Raw genomic sequence first — 25,403 nt, 5'->3', positions numbered from 1 at the left:
TTTTACATCAAGCATTCTATGGCTTCTTTTAGTTGCTTAAGTGTGTAACCATTAGTATAAACTGTTTTTGTCATTGAAGTATTTTCATAACAATGACCTAATATTTCTGAGATTTTGTCAATATCAACATCAGCTCTTTTTAGATTAGTTGCAACAGTATGTCTAAAACCATACATTACTTTGTTCTTTTTATCTTTAATTGAGTTTATAACCTTGTTATTGAAAGTATTACTCACAGTAGATTGTTTATAGTTTGATTGTAGGTGTTTTAAGCTATTTAGAATGCCTTTATCGATAAGTTTAGAGTGAATAGGTATCAAACGTCTACTTGAAGCTGTTTTAAGCTCTACGCCTTTATATGACAAATCAAAATAGTATATCTTATCTTTACACCCTATTCTACATTTCCAAAACTCAGAAGTTCTCATTCCAGTATAGGCAAATGTATAGTAAATAAGACCTAAATCACCTAACATATCAAACTCCTTATGAAGAATCTTTAAGTCATCTTCATTAAATGGATTAACACTAACTGTAGAAGGTGTTGGTAGTTTTGCTCTCTTACTTATTTTTCTATCTATCTTACCATCATCTACAAGAAAGTTCTCTAGTTGTCTAAATGCTTTGATATACTTAATTACTGTACTAGATGAGATAAAGTCTTTAGAAGGAACATTTGTTAGCTGTAATATTTCTTTGAAACTCATAGACTTGTAAGGGCTTTTAAGTGGATTTGGATAAGTAGTAAGAAAATCAATATACTCTTCAATATCATCTGTAGTAAGTTCTCTTACAAGCTTAGACTCTCCAAAGTAGTTTATAGCTGTTCCTAGTCTTTTTATTACAAGTTTATATTGGTGTTCTGAAATATTTTGCTTCTTGTACCATTTATCATACAATGCAAAAGCTTCTTTAATATTAAGCCCTAAGTCTTGTTTAGTCTGTGTTTCTAATTTATCAGGAATAACAAGTTTAAGAATATTCTTTGTGTAGTCATCAACTTTTAACTTTAATGTATCATCATCAATCCAGTCTGAAACTTCAAGTAACTCTAAGTATCTGCTTCTATAGACCATAGCTTTAACTTTAGCTTTTTTATATTCTTTTGTAGACAGTGTTTTAGTAATGTACTCTTTGTCAAAAAATCTTCTTAGTCTTTTAGATACTCTAAATCTAAGATAGTAGACACCATATTTATTAGTATTTAATGTAGGAATTAGTTGATTTACACTCATCTTTAGCCTTGTTAAGTTGACTAAAATACATCAAAAATGTGAATGAGTTTGTGATAGAGTATTCTAAGTTTTCTTTAAGAATTAGCTAGAAAGCCCATAAAATTGAGTAATACCCAAGTAGTCGTTAACCATCAAATGGCCCACATAAGCCACAAATTGCAGGCAAGTGCAGATTTTAGGAGCGAGAACGCAATGAATCGCTGCACACCATCTGACTACAACTGCCCGCGAAAATTATTTATTCGGACCCACAACAATGGAAATCTCGAACTACTTAGATTCTCTTATTTTATCTAATTATGATTAAAATTGAGTTTAAAAAAATTTTGCTTTGCTAGTTTTATACATTCATCTACAGAGGTTTCTAAACTTATTTCATAATTAACATCTTTTGGTAGATATTTTGCTGTTGTTTTTCCAATTACAATTGCTTTATAAGAATCTTTCCATGAGTATTGTTTAAAGAAACATTCAATTGTTGAAGGAGAAGTAAAAATAAATATAGAATTATCTTCTAAAACTTTATTTGATTCTTTACAAGAAGTCTTATATGTAATAACTTCATCAACAAAAATATCATTTTCCTTTAAAATTTTTGGTAAATCTGAAACAGTTTTTAAAGCTTTTATATATAAAGCTTTTTTATCTTTTAATAAAGGTATTAATTCATATGCAAAATCATTTCCATGACCTGAATTACCTATAAATGATATTTTACCACCTAGACTTTTAATAATACTTGCAGTTTTAGGTGCAATTGCATATGAAGGAACATCTTTCCAATCTTTATTAGATGAATCTAAAGAGTAAATAGCATTTTTTGAAGTAAATATCAAAGCATCATATTTTGTTAAATCAATATTCTTTTTTAAAAATTCTATTTGAAAAACTTCTAAATTTTCAATACCCTCATATTTTTGAGAGTTAAGTAAATAAATTTTAGCCATGAATTAATTCATATTTTTGCGTATAATTTATCGCATCATCTAAATTTGAATACATTCTAATCTTTTTAAACACGTTATCATTATCTACAGATAGTATTTTTCTTTTATGTCTATATCTAAGAACTAAAATTATTTCCAAATCTTTACTTTTGAATTTTTCAATAATTTCTTCTAAAGTAAATATTGCAGAAATATCAAAAAAGGATACATTTTTACAATCAATTATAATTTTTTTACAATTCTTAACTTTTTCTAATTTATCTTCAAGAAATGCAGCCGTTCCAAAAAATAAAGAACCATTTACTTTTATGATTTTTACATCTTGATTTTCTATATCTATATCAAAAGATACTTTTGAACGAGCAGTTTTTATTTGTGTATTTCTTGAAACTTGATAAACAGCCATAATTGATGAAATTGTTATACCAACACCAACTGCCATAATTAAATCTACAAATACAGTTAGTAAAAAAACAGTAATCATAATAATTAAATTTTGTTTTGTTATTTTTGTTAAAACTTTTAAAAATTTATAATCTAAAATATCAAAACCTACTTTTACCAAAATTCCAGATAATACTGCTAATGGGATTTTTGAAGCAAGAGGAGCTAAAAATAAAACTATTAACAAAAGTGTTATTGAATGAACCATTCCTGATAGTTTTGTTGTTGCTCCACTATTAATATTTATTACAGTTCTCATTGTTGCCCCTGCTCCTGGAATTGCACCAAAGAAAGAACAAATGGCATTTCCAATTCCTTGCCCAATCAACTCTTTTTTAGAATCATGTTTTGTTTTTGTTTTTGAATCAGCAACAACAGAAGTTAAAAGAGAATCAATAGAAGCTAATAAAGCTAATGTAATAGACAATGTTAAAATCGTACTTAGTTTTAAAATATCAAAAGACATTGGTAAAACAAAATCAGGTAATCCCATAGGAATTTCACCAATAACTTTTACTTGAAAACTTAAAAATATTGATAATAGTGTCATTGAAACAAGAGCAATTAAAGCAGGAGGTATGATTTTTGATATTTTTTTAGGAGTTAAAAACATAATAATCAAAGTAAGTGTAGCAAGAATTACTGCTTCATAATTAATTTTTCCAAAAGTATCAAGTAAGTGAGTTACTGTATAAATGATTGATGTGTATGAATCCACACCTAAAAATGGATTAATTTGTAAAATAATGATAATAACACCAATTCCACACATAAAACCAGAAATTACTGGATATGGAATATATTTTATCCATTTACCAATTCCTACTATTCCAAAAGAAATTTGCATTAAACCAGCAAGGAAAACAATAGTCATAACAGTAGAAAAATCATTTGGGAAGGCTGCAATTGCAGATGCAAAAACAACGGTCATTGGTCCTGTTGGACCTGAAATTTGAGTTGGAGTTCCTCCAAATAAAGCAGCAAAAAAACCTAAAATTATAGCACCATATAATCCAGCAATTGCACCCGCACCACTTGCAACTCCAAAAGCTAAAGCTAATGGTAAAGCTACAACGGCAGCAGTTATTCCTGCAAAAATATCATTTTTAACTCTATTCAAGGAAATACTCCTAAAAACTATTTATCTCTTTCTAAATACTCTTCATCACCCATTTTATCGTTTTTACCACGTGCAATTACGTGAATTGGAGTTCCTTCAAAATTGAACTGTTCTCTTAAGAAGTTAATTAAATATCTTTTATACGTAAAGTGTAAAAGACTTGGTTTATTCATTACAAGTGCAATTCTTGGTGGTCTAGTACTAAATTGTGTTGCATAATAAATTCTTAAATAAGCACCATTTGGACTTGGAAGTGAATGTCTAATTACAGCTTCTTCAATTACTCTATTTAATTGAGAAGTTGGAATTCTTTGTGTATAGTTATTGAAAATTTCAATAATTTTATCTTTTAGTCTTTCTATACTTCTTCCTGTTTTTGCAGAAACTGCAATTATTGGAGCATAAGATAAAAATCTAAATCTTCTTCTTATTTCTTCTTCCATTTTTTGGAAGGTATCCATATTTTCATCCCATTTATTTAAAACAATAATTGTTCCTAAACCATACTCATCAACAAGCCCAGCAATTTTTTCATCTAAATCTGTTAGTTCTCTTGAAGCATCTAAAACAACTAAAGCCATATTTGCTTTTTCTAACATCTCTTTAGTTCTCATTAAAGCATATTTTTCAATACCTTCTATACTTCCTCTACGTCTAAGACCTGCTGTATCAACGAAAGTAATTTGTTTATCTTTAAATTCAAACGATTCATCAACTGGGTCAATTGTAGTTCCAGCAATTGGAGAAACAACTGAACGTTCTTCACCTAAAATTGCATTAAGTATAGAAGATTTTCCAACATTTACTCTTCCTATAATTGCAACATTGATTTTATTTTCATCAATTTCAGTAACTTCTTCTTTAACAAAATCTTCATCTGATTCTAAAGAATAATCTTCTTCATCATCAAAATCAAAATTTTCTTCTCTTTCTTTTCTTAAAGCCTCTGCTTCTTCACGTGCAACTGTTTCAAGATTAACAGGAAGGTGTTGGTAAATCCATTCAAATAGATTTTTTGTTCCTCTATTATGAGAAACTGAAATTCCAAAAAGGTTTTCATCTCCAATACCAAATTCAAAAAACTCCCAAAGTCTTTCTAATTCTTTATCATTATCAATTTTATTTACAACTAAGGCTAACTCTTTCCCTAATCTTTGAAGCTCATAAAATAATTCTTTATCTTTATCATCAGGTATATTTTTACCATCAACCATAAAAAGTATTATATCAGCCTCTTTTGCTGTTTCTATAGCTTTTCTTTTTACATTTGAAAATATAGCATCATTAGTTTCATCGATACCACCTGTATCTAACATTAATGCTTTTCTATCCATTATTTCAATTTCGTGTTTTCTAATATCTCTTGTAGTTCCTGCCATATCAGATACAATTGCAATTCTTTTATTTGCAATTCTATTAAATAATGATGATTTTCCTACATTTGGTTGCCCTATTAGTGCAATCTTTTTTAGTGTTTTATCCATAAATATTTTAAATCCTAAGTTTTTTTGTTTTTTAAATAAAAAAAGGTATTAGCATTATAGCTAATACCTTCCTTAAATAAAAGAGGTTTATATTAATATAATCCAAATTTACCTGCAACTGAACTTTTATATAAAACTCTCATATTGTCATCTTTATCAATAAATACTTTAAATAAAGCATCTGAAGCTTTTAAATCTTCTAGTGCTTCTTCAATATCCATTGGTTTATAAGATGTTAATCTTACAGGAGTAATTTCTTCTTCAAATTTCTCTAATTCTAATGCAATTTTATCTTGAATTTCATTAGCTTCAACTTCTGATAATTTAGTAGCTTTGTGAGCTGCAATTTTATCATGATGTCTTCTTAAAACTTTAGATACTCTATCAACTGCAATATCAATTGCAGCGTATAAATCTTTATCTTTTTGTTTTACAACAATTGTATCTAAATGAGCAATATTTAAAGTGAATTCAAAAGAGAAAGCTTTTTTACCATGTTTTTCATCTTGTGAAATTATTGAGTTTACAGAAATAATATCTAAATTATATTTTTTAAACACTTCTACTGAGCTATTAATGTAATCTTTGATCGCATCTGTTAATTCTATGTGTCTTCCTACAATACTTGTATTCATAACATACTCCTTATATATAATTTATTTATTCTAACATAAAAAAGATAAAATGGGTTAGTTTCTTAAAAAAATAACACTTGTATAACCTTGTAAATGAAGAGAAATTTTGATAATTTTTTGAATTTTTATAAATTACGCTTAGAAAACTCTAAGTGTAATTAAATATAGAAGAATTTGAGTTTGAAAGGTTTTTAACGTAACTATTTAATTCACTATTATTTGTTTGATTATTCATCATTTTCATAATGTTTTTGAAGTTACTTAAATCTAAATTTTCTGATGAATCAGAACTATTTGTTTTTATAGTATCAAGTAATAATTTTATAGTATCTTTTACCGTTGAATTATCAGCTGTTTCAATTCCTAATGCTGCATTTTTTTCTTCTTGAGAAACTACGCCATCTTTATTTGTATCAAGTTCATCATACTCTTCTTCCTCACTAGCTGAACTGCTACCTCCACCACTTGGAGGTGGTGGCATTGATGCTACAAATTCAGAAGAATTAGAAGATGTATTAGTTACTTGATCATATGCACTTGATAATTCATCAGTTGAAATTGAACCATCGCTATTTGTATCAAGTGCAGAAAACTCTTCATCACTTAATATAGAAACTTCACTTGCACTAAGAAGTGAATCTGAATCACTATCATAACTTGACATTATCATAGAACTAAAATCATTTGCTTCTTTAGTAGTTGATGGTTCTGGCATTTGAAGACCTAATTCAGATATTAAACTTTCAAACTCTTCTTTTGAAGGCATTTCTCCATCAAAAGAAGATAGTTTACTATCAATTGCACTTGCTATTTCATTTTGTGTAACTAGTCCATCTCCATCATTATCAAGTGTAGAAAACTGTTCTTCACTAACACCTAATTCATCAATACTTAAAGATGAATCAGAATTTGTATCACTTTGAGAAATAATGTCTTTTGAAATATTACTTATAGGAGACATTATACCTATAGAACTATACGAAGAAATTGTCATTGTATCCTCCTTTTTTTAAAATGCTATTCTTTTAAAGTAAATAATGGGTAACAAAATTATTAAGAATCACTACTTCCGTCAATAATTAATTTTAAAGATTCAAAAGCTGTTTCCATTTGTGTAATCAATACTGTATATTCTGCAAATTGTGTAGCCATTTGTTCATATTTTTCATCTAATTTATCAGAAGCTGTTTCATAATCTTCATTTAATGTATCTATTCTGTCGTTTAATTTATCTTCATAAGTTGTAAAAAGTCCATCTAAACTATCTAATGAATCTAAGTATGTTTTTAATTTTGTGCCTATTCCTTCTTTTTCAGCATAACCAACAAATAATTCTTTTAAATCATCATAATTATCCGTAACTGCTTCAGTTAATTCTGTTGAATCGACATTTAGATAACCATCACTATCAAATGAAATTCCATACTTAAACAAACTCTCTTCATCATCTAAACCATAACTTCCAAATAAAATCTCTTTTATACTATTCATCATTGTTTTTAATGTACTTGAATCAGAAATAGTTGCTGGGTCATCTTCATCACCTAGAATATAAGAGTTTACTAAATCAACTAAATCATTATATTTATCTGCAACTTCTTCGATTGTTGATACTAATGTACTTGTATCTCTTTCCATGGTAATTGATGAATCACCAGTTGTAGTAGCAGTTATTATTAAACCATTAGCCATTGTTACTTTATTTGATGAAACATCGTAAGAAATACCATCAATTGTTGCTTGCATATTTTGTGCTGTTAAAACATGACTATCTTCATCTTCAAATCCTAAATCTATATCTGTTTGAGAAATAGAAATTGCATTTAATTCTCCAGTTTCACTACTTTTTATTACAAGTCTATATGAATCATCACCTACTTGCTCTAAACTTGCTTCAAAATTAGAGTTATAACCCATTTCAGTTACCAAACTTTCATAAGTTTTTCCATCTGTCGAAAAATCATAACTATTTTCACCCACTGTAATAGTTATGGTTCCTGAATCCATAGTTGCTGTTGTATCTGAAATTGTATTTGATTGATATACATCTTTTTGAGCTAATTGACTAACACTAACACTAATTGTCCCTGGAGTTAATTTACTTGAATCAGTTGCATCAAAAGTTACAGAATCACCTGATGTTGTTGCACTAATTTCATCAAATGCATTAGTTCCACTTGTATATAAATCAAAATCATCAACTAAATCAAGTAATTCTAACACCATTGTTTCTATCTCTGTTAAAGCATCTAATTCTGCTTGAGTATCTTCTATTTCTTCTGTTATAGGGTCAAGAGTTGCTGTACTTTCTGCTGTTTTTAATTTAGTAATCAACTCTGAACTTAAATCTACACTTCCTGAACTTCCAAGTCCTAAAATTCCATCTGCCATTTTATATCCTTTTACATTGCTAAAAGCGTTTGAAGCATTTCATCAACTGCAGTTATTATCTTTGCATTTGCTTCATATGCTGCTTGAAATTGAAGAAGATTTATCATTTCCTCATCTGAATCTACTTTTGTAAGATTGTTATATGTTGTTTCTAAAGAATTTACTATTGCATTTTGAGAGTCAAGTTTAAAACTATTATTCTCAACATTTGAAGAGACTGTAACTAATAAATTTTGATAAAACTCACTAAATGAGGTATTTGAAGTTGAACCAATAGTTAAATTTGTTGACCATTGTATTTGTGATAAATTTTCTAAATCATCACTTGATAAAGAACTTACATTATCAGAAATAAAATTTAGTGTATCAACACTTGAACCAGTAAATAGAGGTGTATCACTACTTGAATTAACTAAATCAACCAATGAACTTCCAAATTCATCTAAACTATTTTTATATGAATATATATTTGAAGTTGAAGTTGTAAGTTCTTGTGTTATAGCTTTTAAAGAACCACTTGCAAGAGATAATTCATTATTATAAACAGCTAGTGAGACATTATTTTCAGCTTCAACAGAAGTTGCACTTTTTGATATTTCACTACTATTTACAGAAATACCAATATCAAAAGAACCCTCTTCTCCTTTAATATTTGATTTAATAACAAGATTATTACTTGAATCAAGATAAGCTGTGTAGTTTGAAAAATTAGAATTTGAACTTATTTCATCAATGATTTGTTGTTTTAACTCATTTTCATCTGTTCCACTAAGATTTGCACTTAATGTTAATGTTGTAGTGTTATTTAAAGAAATAGTAATTTCATCTCCATCACTAAAATTACTATCATCTAAAGAAGATGAAGAATAAATATCTTTTTGTGCAATATTTTCTTCATTTATACTAACTTCATGTAAATTTGTATCATTGAAAATTACATTCACACCTGAAATTTTTAAGTTATAAGTGTCACTATCTCTATTTATTTCTATATCTACATAATTTGCTAACTCTTTTTCTAAAGCATCTCTTTTATCAAGCAAATCATTTGTTTCTCCCCTTTGTTGCATCTGTTTATTTAGATACACAATTTGTTCTAAAATTTCATTTACACTATTTACTTGCTCTTGTAATTGTGTATTTAAACTCTCTAAGGTATCATCTAAATCACTGTTTAATGATTGTAAATTGTTTACTAATAATTGAGATTGAGTTGATAATTCATTTTGATAAATTAAGTTTGTAGGTTCTTCTCTTAATGATTCAATTGAATTAAAAAAGTTACTCAAAGTTGTTGAAAAACCACTATCATCAGCTTCATCAAACATTATTTCGATACTACTTAATATAGAATCTTCTTGTTCATAATATGAAGCTAAGCTACTTTGAGCAACTAATTTATCATATAAATAACTATTTGTTGTTCTAGTAACTCCATCAAAAGAGACTCCATTTCCAATATTATCCTCTAAGCTACTTAATTCTGAAGTATTAACAACTCTTTTTACATAACCATCAGTATTTTCATTTGCAATATTATTAGAAGTTACATCAACAGAATATTTTGAGGCATTAAGACCACTTTTTGCGATGTATAAAGAATTTATCATAATAAACTCCTAATAGATTCTTTTTACATCAACAAAATCAATAAAAGTTACAGTGTCATCTAAAATATATTTTTTTTCTAAAGCATCTATTCCTAAAACTTCATGACAAACTAAATATATTTTATTATCTTTTGTTGTTTGAATTGAACTAACATTAAATTGTCTAAAACCTCTTTCACCATTTCTTAATCTACCATCTTCGACAACTCTATCAATAATATTTACAATATTTGTCATAGTTAATAAATTCATTGATTTTTGTAATTGAATTACCATCGATTCTAAATTATCAAAATTTGTATTTTGATAATTATTCATAAAATAGCTATAACACTCAATTACTTGTGATTCTAGACCTTTTATATCCATAATATTATTTTTCATTTTCAATCCTTTTTTAACTTAAATATTTAACTAATGACAAGTTATTTACTTTGTTGATAGTTGAGTATAAAGCTGTATATGTATTTTCTAAAGCTTGAGATTCAACAGCAAGTGCAGTTAAATCTGCTGCACCAACTGTTTCTTGTAAAATGCTAAAGTTTGTTAGTTTTGTTTGAACAATTGATTCATAGTTTTCAATTGAAGCAGTTCTTATACCAAGTTTTGCATGGGCTAAATTTACATTATCGTAGATATCTCCAATTTTATCAACGTAACTTGATAAAATTGAATCAGCTTCATCTTCAGTTATTGAATTACCATTTTTATCTTGTTGTTTTAAAGAATTTATTACTTCATCTAAATCATCAAAAACAGAGTGTTTTGATGTTAAAGGTGTTGTTCCAGTATTAGTAGTTGTAAAAGTTCCATCTCCATTATCTGTAATTGATAGAGGTGTTTGGGAACTATCACCATTTAGATATAAACCATTATAAACACCATCATTATCTGTGTCTAATAATTTATATTGATTACCGTCTTTATCTAGAATAATTTCATTTTCATCAAATGTTAAATTTTCACCAGTTTGAGCAGTTTGATTTGTATAATATAAAAGTTCAATACCATTTAATCCCTGATTATTATAAGTATTTGTTTCAACATTAACTGTTTTATTGTCATTTGTAGCTACATAAGAGATTTTTCCAGTTGTTTCATCTTTTACAAAAGGTTGTGTTGTTACACTATTTCCAGAAAAAAGATATTGATTACTTGCACTACTATTTGCAAGAGAGAATATATAATCTTTTATAGATTCTAATTCATTTGCAATCGTTTCTTTATTATCACTATCTGTTGTATCAGTAGAGGCTTTTAAAATCAAAGATTGAGCTGATTCAAGAGATGTTTTTATACTCGAAACAGCTGTATCACTTGTTGTATTATATGAAGTAGATGATTGAATTCTATCTAAGATTGAACTATAAGAATTAACACTATTATTTATAGATAATAATTGATTATACTTTGAAGAATCATCACTACCATATTGTAAAGCTTCATTACTACTTAATCCATAAGTTACTTTTTCATTTCTACTATTTAACAAACTTAAATTATACATAATAGTATTTATTGAACTAACCATAATAAACTCCTAACTATCTTTTAAGACCAATTAATGTTGTTAGTATTTCATCTGCTGTGGTAATAGATTTTGCATTTGCTTCAAAAGCTCTTTGAAATACCATCAAGTTAACTAAACTCTCACTCAAATCTGCTGTACTTAATTCTAAAGTTTCACTTTCAACTGATACACCATTATTATTGTTTACAGCATAGATTGGATTACCACTCTCTTTAGTTGCAGCTAATAAATTATTTCCTATAGACTCTAATCCTATATTATTTGTAAATTGAGCGATTGCAACTTGTCCAATAACAAAATCAACTCCATCTTGAGTCATAGTTATAATTCCACTATCATCAACTGAAAATTCTCCAAAAGATGAATCAGTTAAACCTAAAGAGCTTAGATTTAATTGTAAAGAAGATAAAGATGTTGTTTGGTCAACAGTTGATACAATTTGCATAAATTCAGCATTTGCTCCACTATTTCCACTTGCATCTTGATTTCTTTCTTTTGAATAAACAGTTCCAGCATCATCAAACTCTATTACACCTGAGAACTCTTCACCTGAATTTTTTGCTTCTATAACTAACATTCCATTTATTGTTTTTGCTTCAACTAAAGTTTGTAAATCTGCATCTGTATTTATTTTTGATATTAAGTCTTGAATTGCACTATTGTAATCAGTAAGAGTATTATCAGTTGTTAGGGTAACTCCATTTAAAGTAAAAGATATTGTATCTCCTACATCAAAACTTAAAATATTTCCATTGTCATCACTGATAATATCTGAGGCATCATATACATCTTGTTGAGTTCCAGCAACTGCATCTCTTAAAGCTTCCATCGCACTTTTAACTGCTGCTTCACCAGTTCCTTCAACTGCATTTGTTAGAGTAGTTTTTGTTCCAACTTGTTCAGTTGTTCCAGAAACTTCAGCTAAATCACCTATTATAAATGATGTTCCAGGAATTACTGAATCTATTTTTATAGCACCATTTAAAACATCTACATTTGATGTACTAGCATTATTTGATGAATCAACTGTATAAGCTTTTAATCCAGTGATTTTTGAGATTTCATCAGCCAAAGATTTATAAGTTGCAACTCTACTTGCTAGTACATTATATTCTTCATCCGTTGTAACTCCAGATGTTGTAATTCCAGCTGCATCCATTTCATCTTTAAATGAATCTGTTGCTGTAGTAGTTATATAATTTTGTGTAATTTTATTTCCATTTACATAAACATATATTTGGTCACTTTCACTATCTAATAAACTTGTTCCTGTATTTGGATAATCAATTAGTGTTGTTTGCGCAATTGAAGCACTACTTGATTCTTCTGGATTTTTGGCATAACTTTCTAAAGCTTTATTATAATTAGTAATTAATGCTTCAATATCTGAAATTTTTGCTGATTGTGTCTTTATTCCTGAACCTGAAAGTTCAGTTGAATCACTTTTTGCACTTGTAGTATAATCAGACATTTTTGCAGCATAAGTTTCAATTTTATTAGAAAATTGAATTACTTGATTTCCTGCTATTTCACTAAAAACATCTGTAAAATAAGAAAGATTAGAATTAGTAGAAGTAACATCTGATGAAGCATCAATTGTACTTATTGCCCATCCTTGAACTTGATTTCCTGATGCATCTTGTAAAGTTCCGTTCTCTCCCATTCTGAAATTTCCAGCTCTTGTATAGTAATTTTCAGATGTTCCACTAAAGTTTTTATTTGATACAACAAAAAAACCATCTCCATCAAGTGCTAAATCATAAGAAGAACCTGTTAAATTTAAACTTCCTTGTGTATATTGTTTTTCTGCATTTGTAACAGATGAACCTTTTCCTATACTGTCTTGATACATCAAATCAGCAAAAGAGACTCTTGATGCTTTATATCCAACAGTATTTACGTTTGCAATATTATTTGACTCATTATCTAAAGCTGTTTGCTGAGAAGAAAGTCCTGCAATTCCAGTCCATAATGCACTAATCATTTTTAATCCTTTATAATTAATAGTGATTCCACTTATTTAATCATAAGGATTTAGGGTAAATTTAGGGTATCTAAAAAATAAATAGTTTTAATAATTTACTAACCGTTGGTAACAGTTAGTAAATTTTTGTAATATTATTGTAAGAAATAGTTTTTGCTTCACTTCCATAAGCTGTTGCCGTATCTTCTGAATATGCTAGAGCTAAATTATTTTGAGATAAAGATGAAGAACCATTACTAATTGAAACCACTAATTGATAATTTCCACTACTGTTTTGAACTACACTTGATGTCATTCCTGAAGTTTCTGATATTTCAGCTGCTAATTCATCATATGTTTTATTATAAGTTGAAAAACTATAGGAATTTCCATCACTATTTGTTAAAGTCATTGAACTATCTTCGTTAGTTGAATCAATAACATCAGAACCACTTGATACTTCATCAAAATAATAAACATCATAATATCCAGTTAATTCATATGCTGTTAAACTGATTTCTCCATCATTCATTGAAACAGAAGATATTTTATATTGTTTATTATTTCCTTCATCATCTGTATCACCATTTTCTACGATAGTACCTATTAAAGAGGCTGAACTAGAAAGTGCTGATTGTTCAAAAGTTGATTGTAAAGCTTCCATTGCTTCTACGGTTGCTGTACTTGCTTCTAAATTTGATAATTGAAGTTGTGTATCAAGCATTGTTGAAGAGTCAACAGCACTTGTTGGGTCTTGAAGTTTTAATTGGGTTAACATTAAAGTAATAAAATCAGAGCTTTCTAATTGATCATTACTTACTGCTGAAGTTACTGTATTACCATAAGCATCTAATGATGAGCTTGTTGTTACGGAACTTGTAGTTGACATAGTATAACTCCTTAATAGTATAGAATAAAAAATTCTAACTCTTAGGAGTAAATATAGGGTATTAAAGAGTAAATAAAAAGTAACTAGCTACTAATAATTATATAAAAATGATGACAACCATCTATATATTTATATTCAAGTTTATAATTATGAATTTTAATAATATTATTTGAAATATATAGTCCTAATCCCAAACCACTCGTTGCTGTTTCGTAATCATGGTTAAAAGGTTTATAATATTCTTCAATATCTTTTGTTAGTTTTTTTCCTTTGTTAATTATTTTTATTGAATTTTTTTCAATAATAATTTTTGGTTCTTCTTCTACACTATACCTTATTGCATTATCAATTAAATTTTTTAAAGCAATAGAAAATAGTTCAAAATCTGCATTAATTTTTAAATCAGCTTTTTCATCAATTTCAATAGAATGTTCATCCAATAATAAAATATCAAAAGATTGATTAACTAATTCAATAATATGATATTCATTTTTATTTAGAGTGATTTGACCAGAAGTTAATTCTTCAATTTTTGCAAACTCACTTAATAAATATTCTAATCTTTGAAAAACCCTAATTAAAATATATTTTCTTTCACTATCTTCATAAAAATCTGTTATTAATTTTCCTTTTGTAATTGGTGTTTTTAATTCATGCATTATATTTCGCAAGAATAGATTTCTTGAATCTCTTAACTCTTTTAATTGTTTTAATGCATTTGAGAACTCTTTTGTAAGCTCTGAAATCTCATCTTTTCCATCTGTTTTGGTAGAAATTTTAAAACTACCTTTTGATAAATTTTTCATATCTTCTCTTAAACTAATAAGTGGTTTTAACTTTTTCTTAATAAATAGAAAAAACCAAATCAATAAAATATCAATTACACTTAAAACTAACAACCAAAAATATTTAAAATTTTTTTCTTTCAATTCATCAATTAATAATACCTCAAAAGGTTTAGGTCTTAATTTAAAAAAAATTGGTTCTTCAAATCTTTCAAATAGTGGTTTTTCAGGTGGTGGAGGCATTCTTTTTAAATCAGGAAATTTAGGATTAAAATGAATATATTTAATTCCCTCTAGCATATATATATCAAGAGGAGCTTCTTTGTCAATTTCTAATTTTTTATAATTTGAAGTTAATATATCTTGTAGATTTTTATTTGATAATTTCATATCAAAAATTGCAATTTTTTCATTAATTTCTTGAAGTGAGGCATTTTTCATATTCAAATCTTCAACTATTCTAATTGTTGAGAGATATCTTTTTATCTCCAATAAAGAGTATGTTTTGCTATCAACTATAAATTGTATTATTATGATGATATTAATAATTAAAAAAATTGAAAGAAAAAAAAGCCTAATTTGAAAAAAAATAGAATCTTTTTTATTGATTAACCAGTTTATAACCAACTCCTCTAATTGACAAAATATATTTGGGTTTTTTAGTATTTTCTTCGATTTTTGTCCTAACTCGACCAATTAAAACATCAATACTTTTATAAGAACTTTCATATTTTATAGAATCAACATTTGAAAGTAACTCTTGCCTTGAAACAACAAAACCATTTTTTTGAATCATATATTGAAGTATAAAATACTCAGCATTTGTTAAATCAAGAAGTTCTCCATCTTTATATATTTCCATTTTAGATTCATCAAAAGTAAATATTTGTTTTTTATTTAAAGAAGACTCTTTTTCAATAATTTGATGATTACATCTTTTTAAAATAGATTTTATTCTAAGTATTAATTCTTGTGTATCATATGGTTTTGGCATAAAATCATCAGCTCCATAAGAAAAACAAGCGATTTTATCACCTAAATATGACCTTGCAGAAGATATAATAATTGGTAAATCATATTTTTGTCTAATTATTCTACAAACTTCTATTCCATCAATATTTGGAAGAGATAAATCTAATATAACTAAATCATATTTTTTTAAAGAGAGTGCTGATATTCCAAGTTCTGGAGTATCATAATTTGTAACAACTATATTATATTGGTTTAGGTATTCAGTTAAGATTTTAGCTAGTTCAATGTCATCTTCAATCATTAAAATATTAATCAAATTTTTACTCCTTATTTACTTTTGAATTATAGTGTATCAATGTAAATAAAAAGTAACAATTTGTTAAATTAAGATTTCTCTATTTCCCTTAGCATTTACTTCAGATAAAATTCCAGTTTGTTCTAACTGTTCAACAATTGTTGCTGCTCTGTTATATCCAATTCTAAGTCTTCTTTGAATATATGAGATTGAAGTCTTTTTCTCAGTTAAAACAATCTCTTTTGCATCTTCATATAATTCATCAAGTTCAACTAAATCTGAATTATTTGAATTTCCACCACCAGATGAAGAAACACCAGAATTTCTATCTTTTATAAAGTTCATATCATAAGAAACTTCTCTTTGGTCTTTTAAAAACTCTACAACTTTTTCAATTTCGCTTTCTGTTGACCAAGGTGCATGAATTCTCACAAGTCCAGACATTCCAGGAGGTGTAAATAACATATCTCCACGTCCAAGAAGTGATTCAGCTCCCATTGAATCTAAAATAATTTTAGAATCTATCTTTTGCCCTACTTTATAAGATAATCTACTTGGTAAATTTGCTTTAATAAGTCCTGTTACAACATCAACAGATGGTCTTTGAGTTGCAACTATTAAGTGAATTCCACTTGCTCTTGCCATTTGGGCAAGTCTTGCGATTGAGTATTCAACATCTTTTCCACTTGTCATCATCAAATCTGCTAACTCATCAATTACAACAACAATATAAGGCATAGTTTCATAACCTTCATTTTTTGCTTTTTCATTATAGTTTTCAATATTTTTTGTTTTTGTTTTTGACATTAATGTATAACGTCTTTCCATCTCACTAACCATATTTGCTAAAGCATTGATTGCATCACTTGCTTTTGTAATAACAGGAGTTAAAAGATGTGGAATATCATTATACATTGAAAACTCAAGCATTTTTGGGTCAATCATCACAAGTCTTAAATTATCTGGTGAATTTTTATAAAGTAAAGATAAAATCATTGAGTTAATTCCAACTGATTTACCTGACCCCGTTGTTCCAGCAATCAAAAGATGTGGAAGCTTTTTTAAATCTGTTATAAATGGTTTACCTACAATATCTTTTCCTAAAATCATAGTAAGTGGTGAAATAGAATTTTGGAAAATCTCACTCTCTAACATCTCTTTTAAATATATTGTTTGTGTATCTTCATTTGGAACTTCAATTCCCACAACATCTTTTCCAGGAATTGGTGCTTGAATCCTAATTGTTTGAGCTTTTAATGCCATTGCTAAATCATCTTGTAGGCTCAAAATTTTTGAAACTTTTACATTTGGTGCTGGTTTAAACTCGAAAGTTGTAACAACAGGACCTGTATAAGTTCTTACAACATCACCTTCAATTTTAAACATTGCAAGTTTATCTAATAAATCTCCAATTTTTTGGTCAATAAAAGCTTCTGAAACTTTTGATTTATTATCCTTTGGAGGATTTTGAAAAAATGAAGTTGGTGGTAATTCAAAATTTTTAGGTTTTTCAGTTTTACCTACTTCAATTTCTGCTAAAAGTTTTTTGTTTTCTTCTAACTCATCTACAATAATTCCATGTGATTCAACTACTTGAATATCTTTTTCAAAATCATCACTATCAAATAAAGAAGATTCATAAATATTTGTATCTTTTATCTCTTCAATATTTTCATATATTTCAGGAGTTATTGTTGCTACATTTTTATTACTATTATCTGGAGTTGTTTTAATTTCTTTTACTTCAGGAATAGTTTTATTAAGTTTTTTATCTATACTATTTAAAACTTCTTTTGTTGTTTCTTCAACTCTTTTTTCTCTTCGTTTATTTTCTATTCTTTTAATATCTAAACTATTTCTTAATTTTATTTTATTTTTTAATTTTTTTAAATCTTCAATATCAAAATCTGAATTTTCAAATAGAACTAAAACTGAAATTATAAAACCAACTAAAACAAAGAAATAAAGACCTGCACGTCCTATTACAGGACTTAAGGAATCAACCAAAATATTCCCAATTTCTCCTCTTGTATAAGGATTTTCAAGAATTAATGCTTGAAAAATCAAACAAACAAAAAGTAGTAAAAAGACAACAAGAACATTTAATATTAAATCTTTTTGGTCGATATTTTTCTTAAAATTAATTGCATAAAGAGGAAATATTAATAACAATAAATATACATAAGATAAATATCCAAAATATTTATGAGAAAAATCAGAAAAAGAATATCCAACATTTCCCACAATCTCTTTTCCACTTTCAAATGTAGAAAATTGAAAATAAACAATAATAAATAAAATAATTAGGGATATAATTTTCTTAGCTATGATAAAGCCTTTACTTTAATAAATTTGAAATTTTTCCTTGTAATTTAAGCCATTGTCTATGCTCAAATAAAGGGAAACCTGCCCATTGTTTTTTTGGTTCATGTATTGTTTTAGTTACACCACCACGAGCTGCAATTGTTGTAAAAGGTGCAATTTCTAAATGCCCAGCTGTTGCACTTTGTCCACCCATAACAACATAAGGATGTAAAGTTGTAGAACCTGATAATCCAACTTGAGAAACTAAAATACAACCTGAACTTATTTTACAATTGTGTCCAATATGAACTAGATTATCAATTCGAACACCACTATCAATTTTTGTTGTTTTGAATACTGCTCTATCAATGGTACAATTTGCGCCTATTTCAACATCATTTCCAATTTCAACATTTCCATTTTGATAAATTTTTATATATTTACCATCTTTTGTATTAGCAAATCCAAAACCATCACTACCAACAACAGTTCCTGCATGAATAATACAATCATTTCCAACTTTACAATCTCTATAAATTGTAACATTTGGATAAATAATAGTGTTATTTCCAATAGTTACATTATCCCCGATAAAAGCTCCAGCCATTATAGTACAATCACTTCCAATAACTGAATTTTTACCAATATAAACGTTTGGCATAACTTTTGTTCCACCACCAACTAATGGCTTTTCACCATCCATTTCTATCACATTTGGAGCAAAAAGTTTGCTAATTTTTGCTAACATTAAATATGGTTCATCACAAATTAAAGCAATAGTATTTTGAGGAACTTCACTTGAATTCTCTTGTGTAACTAAAACTGCTGCTGCTTTTGTATTTTTTAAATCTGATAAATATTTTTTATTTTCTAAAAAAGTAAGTTCAAATTCTGTTGAATCTGTTAATGTATTTAAACCAGTAATCTCTTTGTCACTTGTGATATCTAAACCAATATAATTTGCAATTTCTTGAAGAGTCATTTTTATCCTTTAATTAGGATAAGATAAGAAAAACTCTTATCTTTCCATAGCTACAATACCACTTCTTACAACTTCAAGTGGATTGAATTTTTGCATAACTTTAATAAAATTCATAATTCTTGCAGATGAATCAGTAGCACTTACGATAATTGCTTCATCTGTAACATTTTGAATAGCTCCATGATAAGCACGAGCTATTACATCAATATCTGATAAATTATTATCAATTGAAAATTTCATTAAAACAGTATCTTTTTCAACTACATTTTTATGTTCATTTACTTTTAATACAGGAATTAATTTATTTAATTGTTTAACAATTTGATCTATCACTCTTTTATCACCAGTTGTAACTATTGTCATTCTTGAATATGGACTTTCAGCAATTGGAGCAACAGTTAATGAATCAATATTATAACCTCTTGCTGAAAATAGTCCAACAATTCTAGATAATACATTGTGTTCATTTAATACAACTACAGAAATTACTTGTCTTGTAGTTTCACTATCATAATAATGATTGAAGTTATTCATTATTTTGCTCCTTCAATTAATGTCATTTCATTTAACGCATGTCCATTTGGAACCATTGGTAATACCTCTTCATTTCTTGCAACAACTACTTCAATCATTGCAGGTTTTTTCTTTTCAACTGCATCTTTTAAAGCAGCATCAAACTCTTCTTTTGTTGTAACTCTATAACCTAAACCACCAAAAGCTTCAACTAGCATTTTAAAATTTGGTTGAGCAGATAAGTCAGTTTCTGATAATCTATTTTCATAGAACATTGTTTGCCATTGTCTAACCATTCCTAAATAGTTGTTATTTAAAACTATATTAATTACTGGTAAATCATATTCTACACAAGTCATAAGCTCTTGAATGTTCATCAAAATAGAACCATCGCCTGTAAAGTTTATAGTAACTTTATCAGTTCCTTTAACTGCTCTTGCTACACCCATAGCAGCTGGTAATCCAAATCCCATAGTTCCTAAACCACCACTTGTAATCCATTGTCTTGGATATGAAAATGGATAAAATTGAGCAGTCCACATTTGATGTTGACCAACATCTGTAGAAATAATAGCTTTATCTCCTAAAAGTTTCCCTACCCTTTGGATTGGCCATTGTGGTTTAATAACTTCATTTGAATCAAGATATCTTAAAGGTTCTTTTTCTCTGTAATCTTTTAATAAATCAACCCAGTTAGTATAATCATTAAATTCATTTTCTTCAATAGCTTCAATCATAGCTTTAACTGTAACTTTTAAATCTCCAACTATTGGATAATCTGGAACTACTAATTTTGCAATTGAAGTTGGGTCAATATCAACATGAATAACTTTTGCTTTTGAAGCAAACTCATCAAGTCTTCCTGTAACCCTATCATCGAATCTTGCACCTAAAGAGATTAATAAATCTGTTTCATAAGCTGCCATATTAGCTGCAAATTCTCCATGCATTCCTAACATTCCAAAGAATAATGGATTTTCATCACCCATTACTCCTCTTGCCATTAAAGTTTCAACTGCTGGAATATTTAATTTTCTAGCTAATTCTCTAATTTCAAATGCACAATTAGATAATATTGCTCCACCACCTATATATAAAAGAGGTTTTTTTGCACTTGAAATTGCTTCCATTGCTTTTTTTAATTGTCTTTTATTGTAATTTACCGTTGGCTTATAAGTTGGTAAATTTATTTCACTTGGATATATAAATTCAGCAACTTGAGCTGTAATATCTTTTGGAATATCCACATGAACAGGTCCTGGTCTTCCAGTACTTGCTATATGAAACGCCTCTTTAATAATTCTTGGTAAATCTTCAATTTTATTAACTAAATAATTATGTTTTGTACAAGGTCTTGAAATTCCTACTGCATCAATTTCTTGGAAACCATCAGTTCCTATAATTGCTGTTGGAACTTGTCCTGAAATGATAACTAATGGAATCGAATCCATATAAGCATCAGCAATTCCTGTTATTGCATTTGTAAATCCAGGACCACTTGTAACAATTGCAACCCCTGTTTTTCCAGTTGCTCTTGCATAACCTTCAGCTGCAATTATTGAAGCTTGTTCATGTCTATTTAGAATGTGTTGAAAATAGTTTTGTTTATATATTTCATCATAGACGTTCATAATAGCGCCTCCAGGGTATCCAAATACTACTTCAACCCCTTCTTGATGTAATGATTCTACAACCATTTTTGCGCCAGTCATCTTCATAATAATTCTCCATTGTTCTAAAAATAAGTATTTATTTTACAAAAACTATGATTAAACTACCTTTTGATTATCTATTTATTTTGTAAATTTAGCTATATCTAAATAAAAAATATTAATAGTAATGAATAATTATTAAAAAAATTAGCTATAATAAATTAAAATAATAATTTGAAGGAGCCCAAATGGATGTAAATGCGATAAATAATAATTCTATATCAAGTTTAAATACCTCGTCATCTTCTTCGTTACAGCTAGAAAAATCTTCTTTAAGTGGTAAAATTAATAATTCTGAAAAAGAGGCATTAAACTTAAGTATAAGTGATTATAACAAACAAAGAGATGAGTTATCTTTAAATGTACAATCACTAAATGATGGAATAGCTATGTCTAAAATTGCTCAAAATTCTATTGAAAAACAACAAGATTATTTGAAAAATATTCAAAATAAACTTGAAAATATTAATAATTTAGAAAATAAAAATGATATAAAACAAAGTATAAATGAAGATTTAAGAAATTTTAATCAAGTTGCTTATGAAACAAAATACAAAAATGAATCTTTATTAGTAAATAGTTATTATGATGACAAAAATAGTATAGATATTAATACTAGTTCTGAAAACTTTTCAATGGCTAAAACAAATACAGCAAGTTTCGCAAATGATATTTTTGAAACTGTAAATAATAATGATTTGAATAATCCAGAAAATGTATCAAATGCTTTAAATAAAGTAGCTTCATCTTCAAGTGAATTACAAAATGTTTCAAATCAATTTTCCCAATTTAGTAAACAATTAGAAGAAAAAGCATTAGAAAATATTAAAGAACAAAATAATTTATACAATGAAAATAAAATGAATAAAATAAAAGATTTTGGAAAAGAATCAACAGATTTTACAAAATCAAATATCAATGCAAATGCTGGATATTTAGCAGCTTCTCAAGCAAATATAGTTCAAGAACAAAGTGTGAGATTACTCTCTTAATTTCTACACTTTGTTAAACAATAATTTATAGCAACACCTTCTCTTAAGCCATCATCTAAAACTATTGACTCTTTTTTATTTAAAACTTCAAATATTGTTTTATAAATAAAAATCCCAACTTCAATAAACTCAACTCTACCACGACCAACAAGTCTTGTTATCTCTTCTTGTGAAGAATCTTTAAAAATATTTAAACAAAAAGTTAAATCTTCAAGATTAACTGTTGCACCATTTACAATATTTCTGTCATATGAAAAAAAATCTTGTCCAAGTTTAATTGCTGCGATAGTTGTTGGTGTTCCTGCAGTTGCAACAAAACTATAATTTGTTAAATCTAAATTTAAAGAGTCCAAAAACTTTTTAATCTCAATTTTTTTATTTTCTAAATCATTATGTAAATCATGTGTTTTTAAAAATTTTTGAGTCATTGTTACAATACCAAAATCAAAACTTTTTGCTTTATAGTTATCTTTAGTATTTACAATAATTTCAGTTGAACCACCACCAATATCAAGAAGTATAAAATTATCAGAATTGATTTTTTCTCTTTTTAAAGCATATTTAACTGCAAGTAAAGTAAGTCTTGCTTCTTCATCACCATCAATTATTTCAAAATTTATTCCTGTTTCATTTTTAAAAAATTCTAAAACTTCTTGATTATTTTTAGCTTTTCTCATGGCAGCTGTTGTTACACAAACAGCATCTTTTGCTTCATATTTTAGAACTTCGCAAGAATGGTTAATTGCAGATATTACTCTTAACATAGCTTCCTTTGAAATAATTCCTGTATCTACTAAACCATCAGCCATTCCAACTACTTCATTATATTCTGAAATGATTTCATGATTTTTACAATCATATTTTAGAACTCTAAAAGAATTAGAGCCTAAATCTACACTTACAATTTCATTATTCATAAATATAACTTATAAATGAGGAATTTTAACTTTTGAATTTAATAGATAACCAATAATTATCATCATAAAAAGTACAAAAGTTTCTGAAATAAATCCTGTTAAAAAAATTAAATAAACTATCCATAATAAAATAGCACCAAGTGGAGTTGGAACACCTGTGAAATATTTTTCAACCTTACCTTCATCTGCATTTATATTAAATTGAATTAATCTTCTAAGTCCAGAAATTACGTAATATACAAATGCAAAGATAATTAAAGGAACACTTAAAAAAGGTTCTTTTGTATCAATTACTGCAAAATAAATAAACATAGTAGGAACAATTACAAATGATAAAAAATCTGCAAAAGAATCTAATTGAATACCAAATTGTGTTGAAAGATTGTATTTTCTAGCGATTTTTCCATCAACTATATCAAATCCACCTGCAAGCCAAGCAAAAAGTGCAGCTGCAAAAAATTGATGATGTGTCAAAAAATATATTGCAAATAATCCTGATGCAATATTAAAAAAAGTAACAATATTTGCTAAATTAAAATGATTGTACTTATTAAACAAAAAACTCATTCATTTCCTTTGTTATAAATATGATATTGATTTCTTCCATTTTCTTTTGACTTATATAAACATTCATCTGCAAATTTATAAAGTTTGTTAGCTGAGATATATGAATTTGGTTCATATATTATAGCTCCCATTGAAATTGAAACAACGTCAAGTATTTTACTATTTTTATGCTCAATTTGTAATTCGACAATTCTTCTATTCATATCTTTTAGACAATTTTCTAAGGTATTTATATCTGTATCAAACAAAATTACACCAAATTCTTCTCCACCTAATCTAAAAACGAATTCATATTTTTTATTAAAATACTCTTTTAAACTTGTTGCAACTTTTTTAAGTGTAACATCTCCTAAATCGTGTCCATATGTATCATTATATTGTTTGAAATAGTCTATATCAACCATAATAAAAGCACATTTCCAATTATTGGCATTTGAAATAAATGGCATATTATCAAAAATTGTATCAAAATATTTTCTATTATAAAGTTTTGTCATAGAATCAGTAATAGAATCGATTTTATACTTTTTATTTAATACAGTTAATTGTCTATCTTTTTTTATAACTTGATAGATAATATAAGCAATAATCACAAAAGATAAAAATAAAATTAAAACAATATTATAAAAAAGATAATTTTTCATTTGCTCATAATCATCTAAAAAAGCTTTTCTTTGTTTAAAAGCTTGTTGTGTTTCATATTTTATTAGAAAATCAACTCTTTTTAAAATATTAATAAAAAGATTATATTTGTTGTCTTTAAAGGATTGAAGAATTTCATTATTGATTGTATCAACAACTATTTTCTCATCTTCATTTTTATAAGCTTTATAGTAATAATCCCATTCTTGAAGTATGATTTCTTGTTCTTTTTTAAATTCACAATTATATTTTATCTTTCTACAAGCGGTGATTTCTTGAAAATTATCAGAAATAATTTGAAGTTTTATGATAGGAATTAAATTTCCAAAATATATATTGTCAATCTGTTTTTTTAACTGTTCAATTTGACTATAAAATAATAGTGCAGAAACTATTAATGTACCTAAAACAGTACATACAAGCATTAATAATTTTAAAGTAGTTGATTTTAGAAAATTATATATCATTAAATT

The 25,403-nt window shown here is 27.1% G+C and carries 22 protein-coding genes; 1 reads left to right on the top strand and 21 read right to left on the bottom strand.

Annotation, left to right across the window (positions count from 1 at the left end; translation table 11 throughout):
• Positions 1-2 precede the first annotated feature (2 nt).
• The 18 genes from AELL_RS07095 to AELL_RS07010 form a co-directional block, all read right to left on the bottom strand.
• The gene (locus tag AELL_RS07095; RefSeq protein WP_118917276.1) at positions 3-1,235 is read right to left on the bottom strand and encodes a tyrosine-type recombinase/integrase; all 1,233 of its coding nucleotides are present in this window, start codon (positions 1,233-1,235) and stop codon (positions 3-5) included.
• Positions 1,236-1,528: 293 nt separating this feature from the next.
• Positions 1,529-2,182 (bottom strand): uroporphyrinogen-III synthase, encoded by a 654-nt coding sequence (locus AELL_RS07090; RefSeq protein ID WP_118917275.1) that lies wholly within the window; start codon positions 2,180-2,182, stop codon positions 1,529-1,531.
• Positions 2,175-3,746, bottom strand: coding sequence for a SulP family inorganic anion transporter (locus AELL_RS07085; RefSeq protein WP_118917274.1), 1,572 nt, complete (start codon positions 3,744-3,746; stop codon positions 2,175-2,177). The genes AELL_RS07090 and AELL_RS07085 overlap by 8 nt, the downstream gene beginning before the upstream one ends.
• Positions 3,747-3,763: 17 nt before the next feature.
• On the bottom strand, positions 3,764-5,230 hold the full coding sequence (der, locus tag AELL_RS07080; protein ID WP_118917273.1) for a ribosome biogenesis GTPase Der: 1,467 nt from the start codon (positions 5,228-5,230) through the stop codon (positions 3,764-3,766).
• A gap of 92 nt (positions 5,231-5,322) precedes the next feature.
• Entirely contained in the window at positions 5,323-5,865 is a 543-nt protein-coding gene (gene hpf, locus AELL_RS07075) for a ribosome hibernation-promoting factor, HPF/YfiA family (protein WP_118917272.1), read from the bottom strand.
• A 148-nt stretch (positions 5,866-6,013) separates the two neighbouring features.
• Positions 6,014-6,859 carry an EF-hand domain-containing protein gene (locus tag AELL_RS07070; RefSeq protein ID WP_118917271.1) on the bottom strand — a complete coding sequence of 282 codons (846 nt, stop codon included), beginning with the start codon at positions 6,857-6,859 and terminating at the stop codon, positions 6,014-6,016.
• A gap of 59 nt (positions 6,860-6,918) precedes the next feature.
• Positions 6,919-8,256: a flagellar filament capping protein FliD gene (fliD, locus tag AELL_RS07065; RefSeq protein WP_118917270.1), complete on the bottom strand. Its 1,338-nt coding sequence runs from the start codon at positions 8,254-8,256 to the stop codon at positions 6,919-6,921.
• An 11-nt stretch (positions 8,257-8,267) separates the two neighbouring features.
• Positions 8,268-9,866: a flagellar hook-associated protein FlgK gene (flgK, locus tag AELL_RS07060; RefSeq protein ID WP_118917269.1), complete on the bottom strand. Its 1,599-nt coding sequence runs from the start codon at positions 9,864-9,866 to the stop codon at positions 8,268-8,270.
• A gap of 9 nt (positions 9,867-9,875) precedes the next feature.
• On the bottom strand, positions 9,876-10,250 hold the full coding sequence (locus AELL_RS07055; RefSeq protein ID WP_118917268.1) for a hypothetical protein: 375 nt from the start codon (positions 10,248-10,250) through the stop codon (positions 9,876-9,878).
• A 13-nt stretch (positions 10,251-10,263) separates the two neighbouring features.
• On the bottom strand, positions 10,264-11,397 hold the full coding sequence (locus AELL_RS07050; protein WP_118917267.1) for a flagellin N-terminal helical domain-containing protein: 1,134 nt from the start codon (positions 11,395-11,397) through the stop codon (positions 10,264-10,266).
• A gap of 13 nt (positions 11,398-11,410) precedes the next feature.
• A complete protein-coding gene (locus AELL_RS07045; protein ID WP_118917266.1) occupies positions 11,411-13,381 on the bottom strand; it encodes a flagellar hook-basal body complex protein in 1,971 nt (656 codons plus the stop codon).
• 115 nt (positions 13,382-13,496) lie between these two features.
• Positions 13,497-14,249 (bottom strand): flagellar hook capping FlgD N-terminal domain-containing protein, encoded by a 753-nt coding sequence (locus AELL_RS07040; RefSeq protein WP_118917265.1) that lies wholly within the window; start codon positions 14,247-14,249, stop codon positions 13,497-13,499.
• Between the two features lie 83 nt (positions 14,250-14,332).
• Entirely contained in the window at positions 14,333-15,661 is a 1,329-nt protein-coding gene (locus AELL_RS07035) for an ArsS family sensor histidine kinase (protein WP_226806024.1), read from the bottom strand.
• A complete protein-coding gene (locus AELL_RS07030) occupies positions 15,636-16,322 on the bottom strand; it encodes a response regulator transcription factor (protein WP_118917264.1) in 687 nt (228 codons plus the stop codon). The genes AELL_RS07035 and AELL_RS07030 overlap by 26 nt, the downstream gene beginning before the upstream one ends.
• Positions 16,323-16,385: 63 nt before the next feature.
• The gene (locus tag AELL_RS07025; RefSeq protein WP_428015339.1) at positions 16,386-18,629 is read right to left on the bottom strand and encodes a DNA translocase FtsK; all 2,244 of its coding nucleotides are present in this window, start codon (positions 18,627-18,629) and stop codon (positions 16,386-16,388) included.
• Positions 18,630-18,639: 10 nt separating this feature from the next.
• Positions 18,640-19,587, bottom strand: coding sequence for a UDP-3-O-(3-hydroxymyristoyl)glucosamine N-acyltransferase (gene lpxD, locus AELL_RS07020; protein WP_118917262.1), 948 nt, complete (start codon positions 19,585-19,587; stop codon positions 18,640-18,642).
• 36 nt (positions 19,588-19,623) lie between these two features.
• A complete protein-coding gene (ilvN, locus tag AELL_RS07015) occupies positions 19,624-20,121 on the bottom strand; it encodes an acetolactate synthase small subunit (RefSeq protein WP_118917261.1) in 498 nt (165 codons plus the stop codon).
• Positions 20,121-21,818, bottom strand: coding sequence for an acetolactate synthase large subunit (locus AELL_RS07010; protein ID WP_118917260.1), 1,698 nt, complete (start codon positions 21,816-21,818; stop codon positions 20,121-20,123). Before AELL_RS07010 ends, ilvN begins: the two co-directional genes overlap by 1 nt.
• A gap of 182 nt (positions 21,819-22,000) precedes the next feature.
• Between AELL_RS07010 and AELL_RS07005 the strand changes: the two genes are divergently transcribed.
• The gene (locus AELL_RS07005; protein ID WP_118917259.1) at positions 22,001-22,804 is read left to right on the top strand and encodes a hypothetical protein; all 804 of its coding nucleotides are present in this window, start codon (positions 22,001-22,003) and stop codon (positions 22,802-22,804) included.
• On the opposite strand, the gene AELL_RS07000 is transcribed toward AELL_RS07005, so the two are convergent.
• From AELL_RS07000 to AELL_RS06990, 3 genes are read right to left on the bottom strand one after another with little or no spacing between them, the layout of a single operon-like run.
• The gene (locus tag AELL_RS07000) at positions 22,801-23,721 is read right to left on the bottom strand and encodes a Ppx/GppA phosphatase family protein (RefSeq protein ID WP_118917258.1); all 921 of its coding nucleotides are present in this window, start codon (positions 23,719-23,721) and stop codon (positions 22,801-22,803) included. The genes AELL_RS07005 and AELL_RS07000 overlap by 4 nt on opposite strands.
• Positions 23,722-23,730: 9 nt before the next feature.
• Complete coding sequence (locus AELL_RS06995) at positions 23,731-24,288, bottom strand: CDP-alcohol phosphatidyltransferase family protein (protein ID WP_118917257.1); 558 nt, start codon at positions 24,286-24,288, stop codon at positions 23,731-23,733.
• The gene (locus AELL_RS06990; protein WP_192941218.1) at positions 24,285-25,397 is read right to left on the bottom strand and encodes a diguanylate cyclase domain-containing protein; all 1,113 of its coding nucleotides are present in this window, start codon (positions 25,395-25,397) and stop codon (positions 24,285-24,287) included. Before AELL_RS06990 ends, AELL_RS06995 begins: the two co-directional genes overlap by 4 nt.
• Positions 25,398-25,403 lie beyond the last annotated feature (6 nt).

Origin of the sequence: Arcobacter ellisii (assembly GCF_003544915.1) — a bacterium.
Lineage (GTDB): Bacteria > Campylobacterota > Campylobacteria > Campylobacterales > Arcobacteraceae > Aliarcobacter > Aliarcobacter ellisii.
This window is presented reverse-complemented; position numbering and strand designations above follow the sequence as displayed.

What these genes read in the sequence shown, in the direction of transcription:
- AELL_RS07095 (WP_118917276.1), bottom strand. Translation starts at nt 1,235, where the DNA reads ATGAGTGTAAATCAACTAATTCCTACATTAAATACTAATAAATATGGT.
- AELL_RS07090 (WP_118917275.1), bottom strand. Translation starts at nt 2,182, where the DNA reads ATGGCTAAAATTTATTTACTTAACTCTCAAAAATATGAGGGTATTGAA.
- der (WP_118917273.1), bottom strand. Translation starts at nt 5,230, where the DNA reads ATGGATAAAACACTAAAAAAGATTGCACTAATAGGGCAACCAAATGTA.
- hpf (WP_118917272.1), bottom strand. Translation starts at nt 5,865, where the DNA reads ATGAATACAAGTATTGTAGGAAGACACATAGAATTAACAGATGCGATC.
- AELL_RS07070 (WP_118917271.1), bottom strand. Translation starts at nt 6,859, where the DNA reads ATGACAATTTCTTCGTATAGTTCTATAGGTATAATGTCTCCTATAAGT.
- fliD (WP_118917270.1), bottom strand. Translation starts at nt 8,256, where the DNA reads ATGGCAGATGGAATTTTAGGACTTGGAAGTTCAGGAAGTGTAGATTTA.
- flgK (WP_118917269.1), bottom strand. Translation starts at nt 9,866, where the DNA reads ATGATAAATTCTTTATACATCGCAAAAAGTGGTCTTAATGCCTCAAAA.
- AELL_RS07055 (WP_118917268.1), bottom strand. Translation starts at nt 10,250, where the DNA reads ATGAAAAATAATATTATGGATATAAAAGGTCTAGAATCACAAGTAATT.
- AELL_RS07050 (WP_118917267.1), bottom strand. Translation starts at nt 11,397, where the DNA reads ATGGTTAGTTCAATAAATACTATTATGTATAATTTAAGTTTGTTAAAT.
- AELL_RS07045 (WP_118917266.1), bottom strand. Translation starts at nt 13,381, where the DNA reads ATGATTAGTGCATTATGGACTGGAATTGCAGGACTTTCTTCTCAGCAA.
- AELL_RS07040 (WP_118917265.1), bottom strand. Translation starts at nt 14,249, where the DNA reads ATGTCAACTACAAGTTCCGTAACAACAAGCTCATCATTAGATGCTTAT.
- lpxD (WP_118917262.1), bottom strand. Translation starts at nt 19,587, where the DNA reads ATGACTCTTCAAGAAATTGCAAATTATATTGGTTTAGATATCACAAGT.
- ilvN (WP_118917261.1), bottom strand. Translation starts at nt 20,121, where the DNA reads ATGAATAACTTCAATCATTATTATGATAGTGAAACTACAAGACAAGTA.
- AELL_RS07010 (WP_118917260.1), bottom strand. Translation starts at nt 21,818, where the DNA reads ATGAAGATGACTGGCGCAAAAATGGTTGTAGAATCATTACATCAAGAA.
- AELL_RS07005 (WP_118917259.1), top strand. Translation starts at nt 22,001, where the DNA reads ATGGATGTAAATGCGATAAATAATAATTCTATATCAAGTTTAAATACC.
- AELL_RS07000 (WP_118917258.1), bottom strand. Translation starts at nt 23,721, where the DNA reads ATGAATAATGAAATTGTAAGTGTAGATTTAGGCTCTAATTCTTTTAGA.
- AELL_RS06995 (WP_118917257.1), bottom strand. Translation starts at nt 24,288, where the DNA reads ATGAGTTTTTTGTTTAATAAGTACAATCATTTTAATTTAGCAAATATT.
- AELL_RS06990 (WP_192941218.1), bottom strand. Translation starts at nt 25,397, where the DNA reads ATGATATATAATTTTCTAAAATCAACTACTTTAAAATTATTAATGCTT.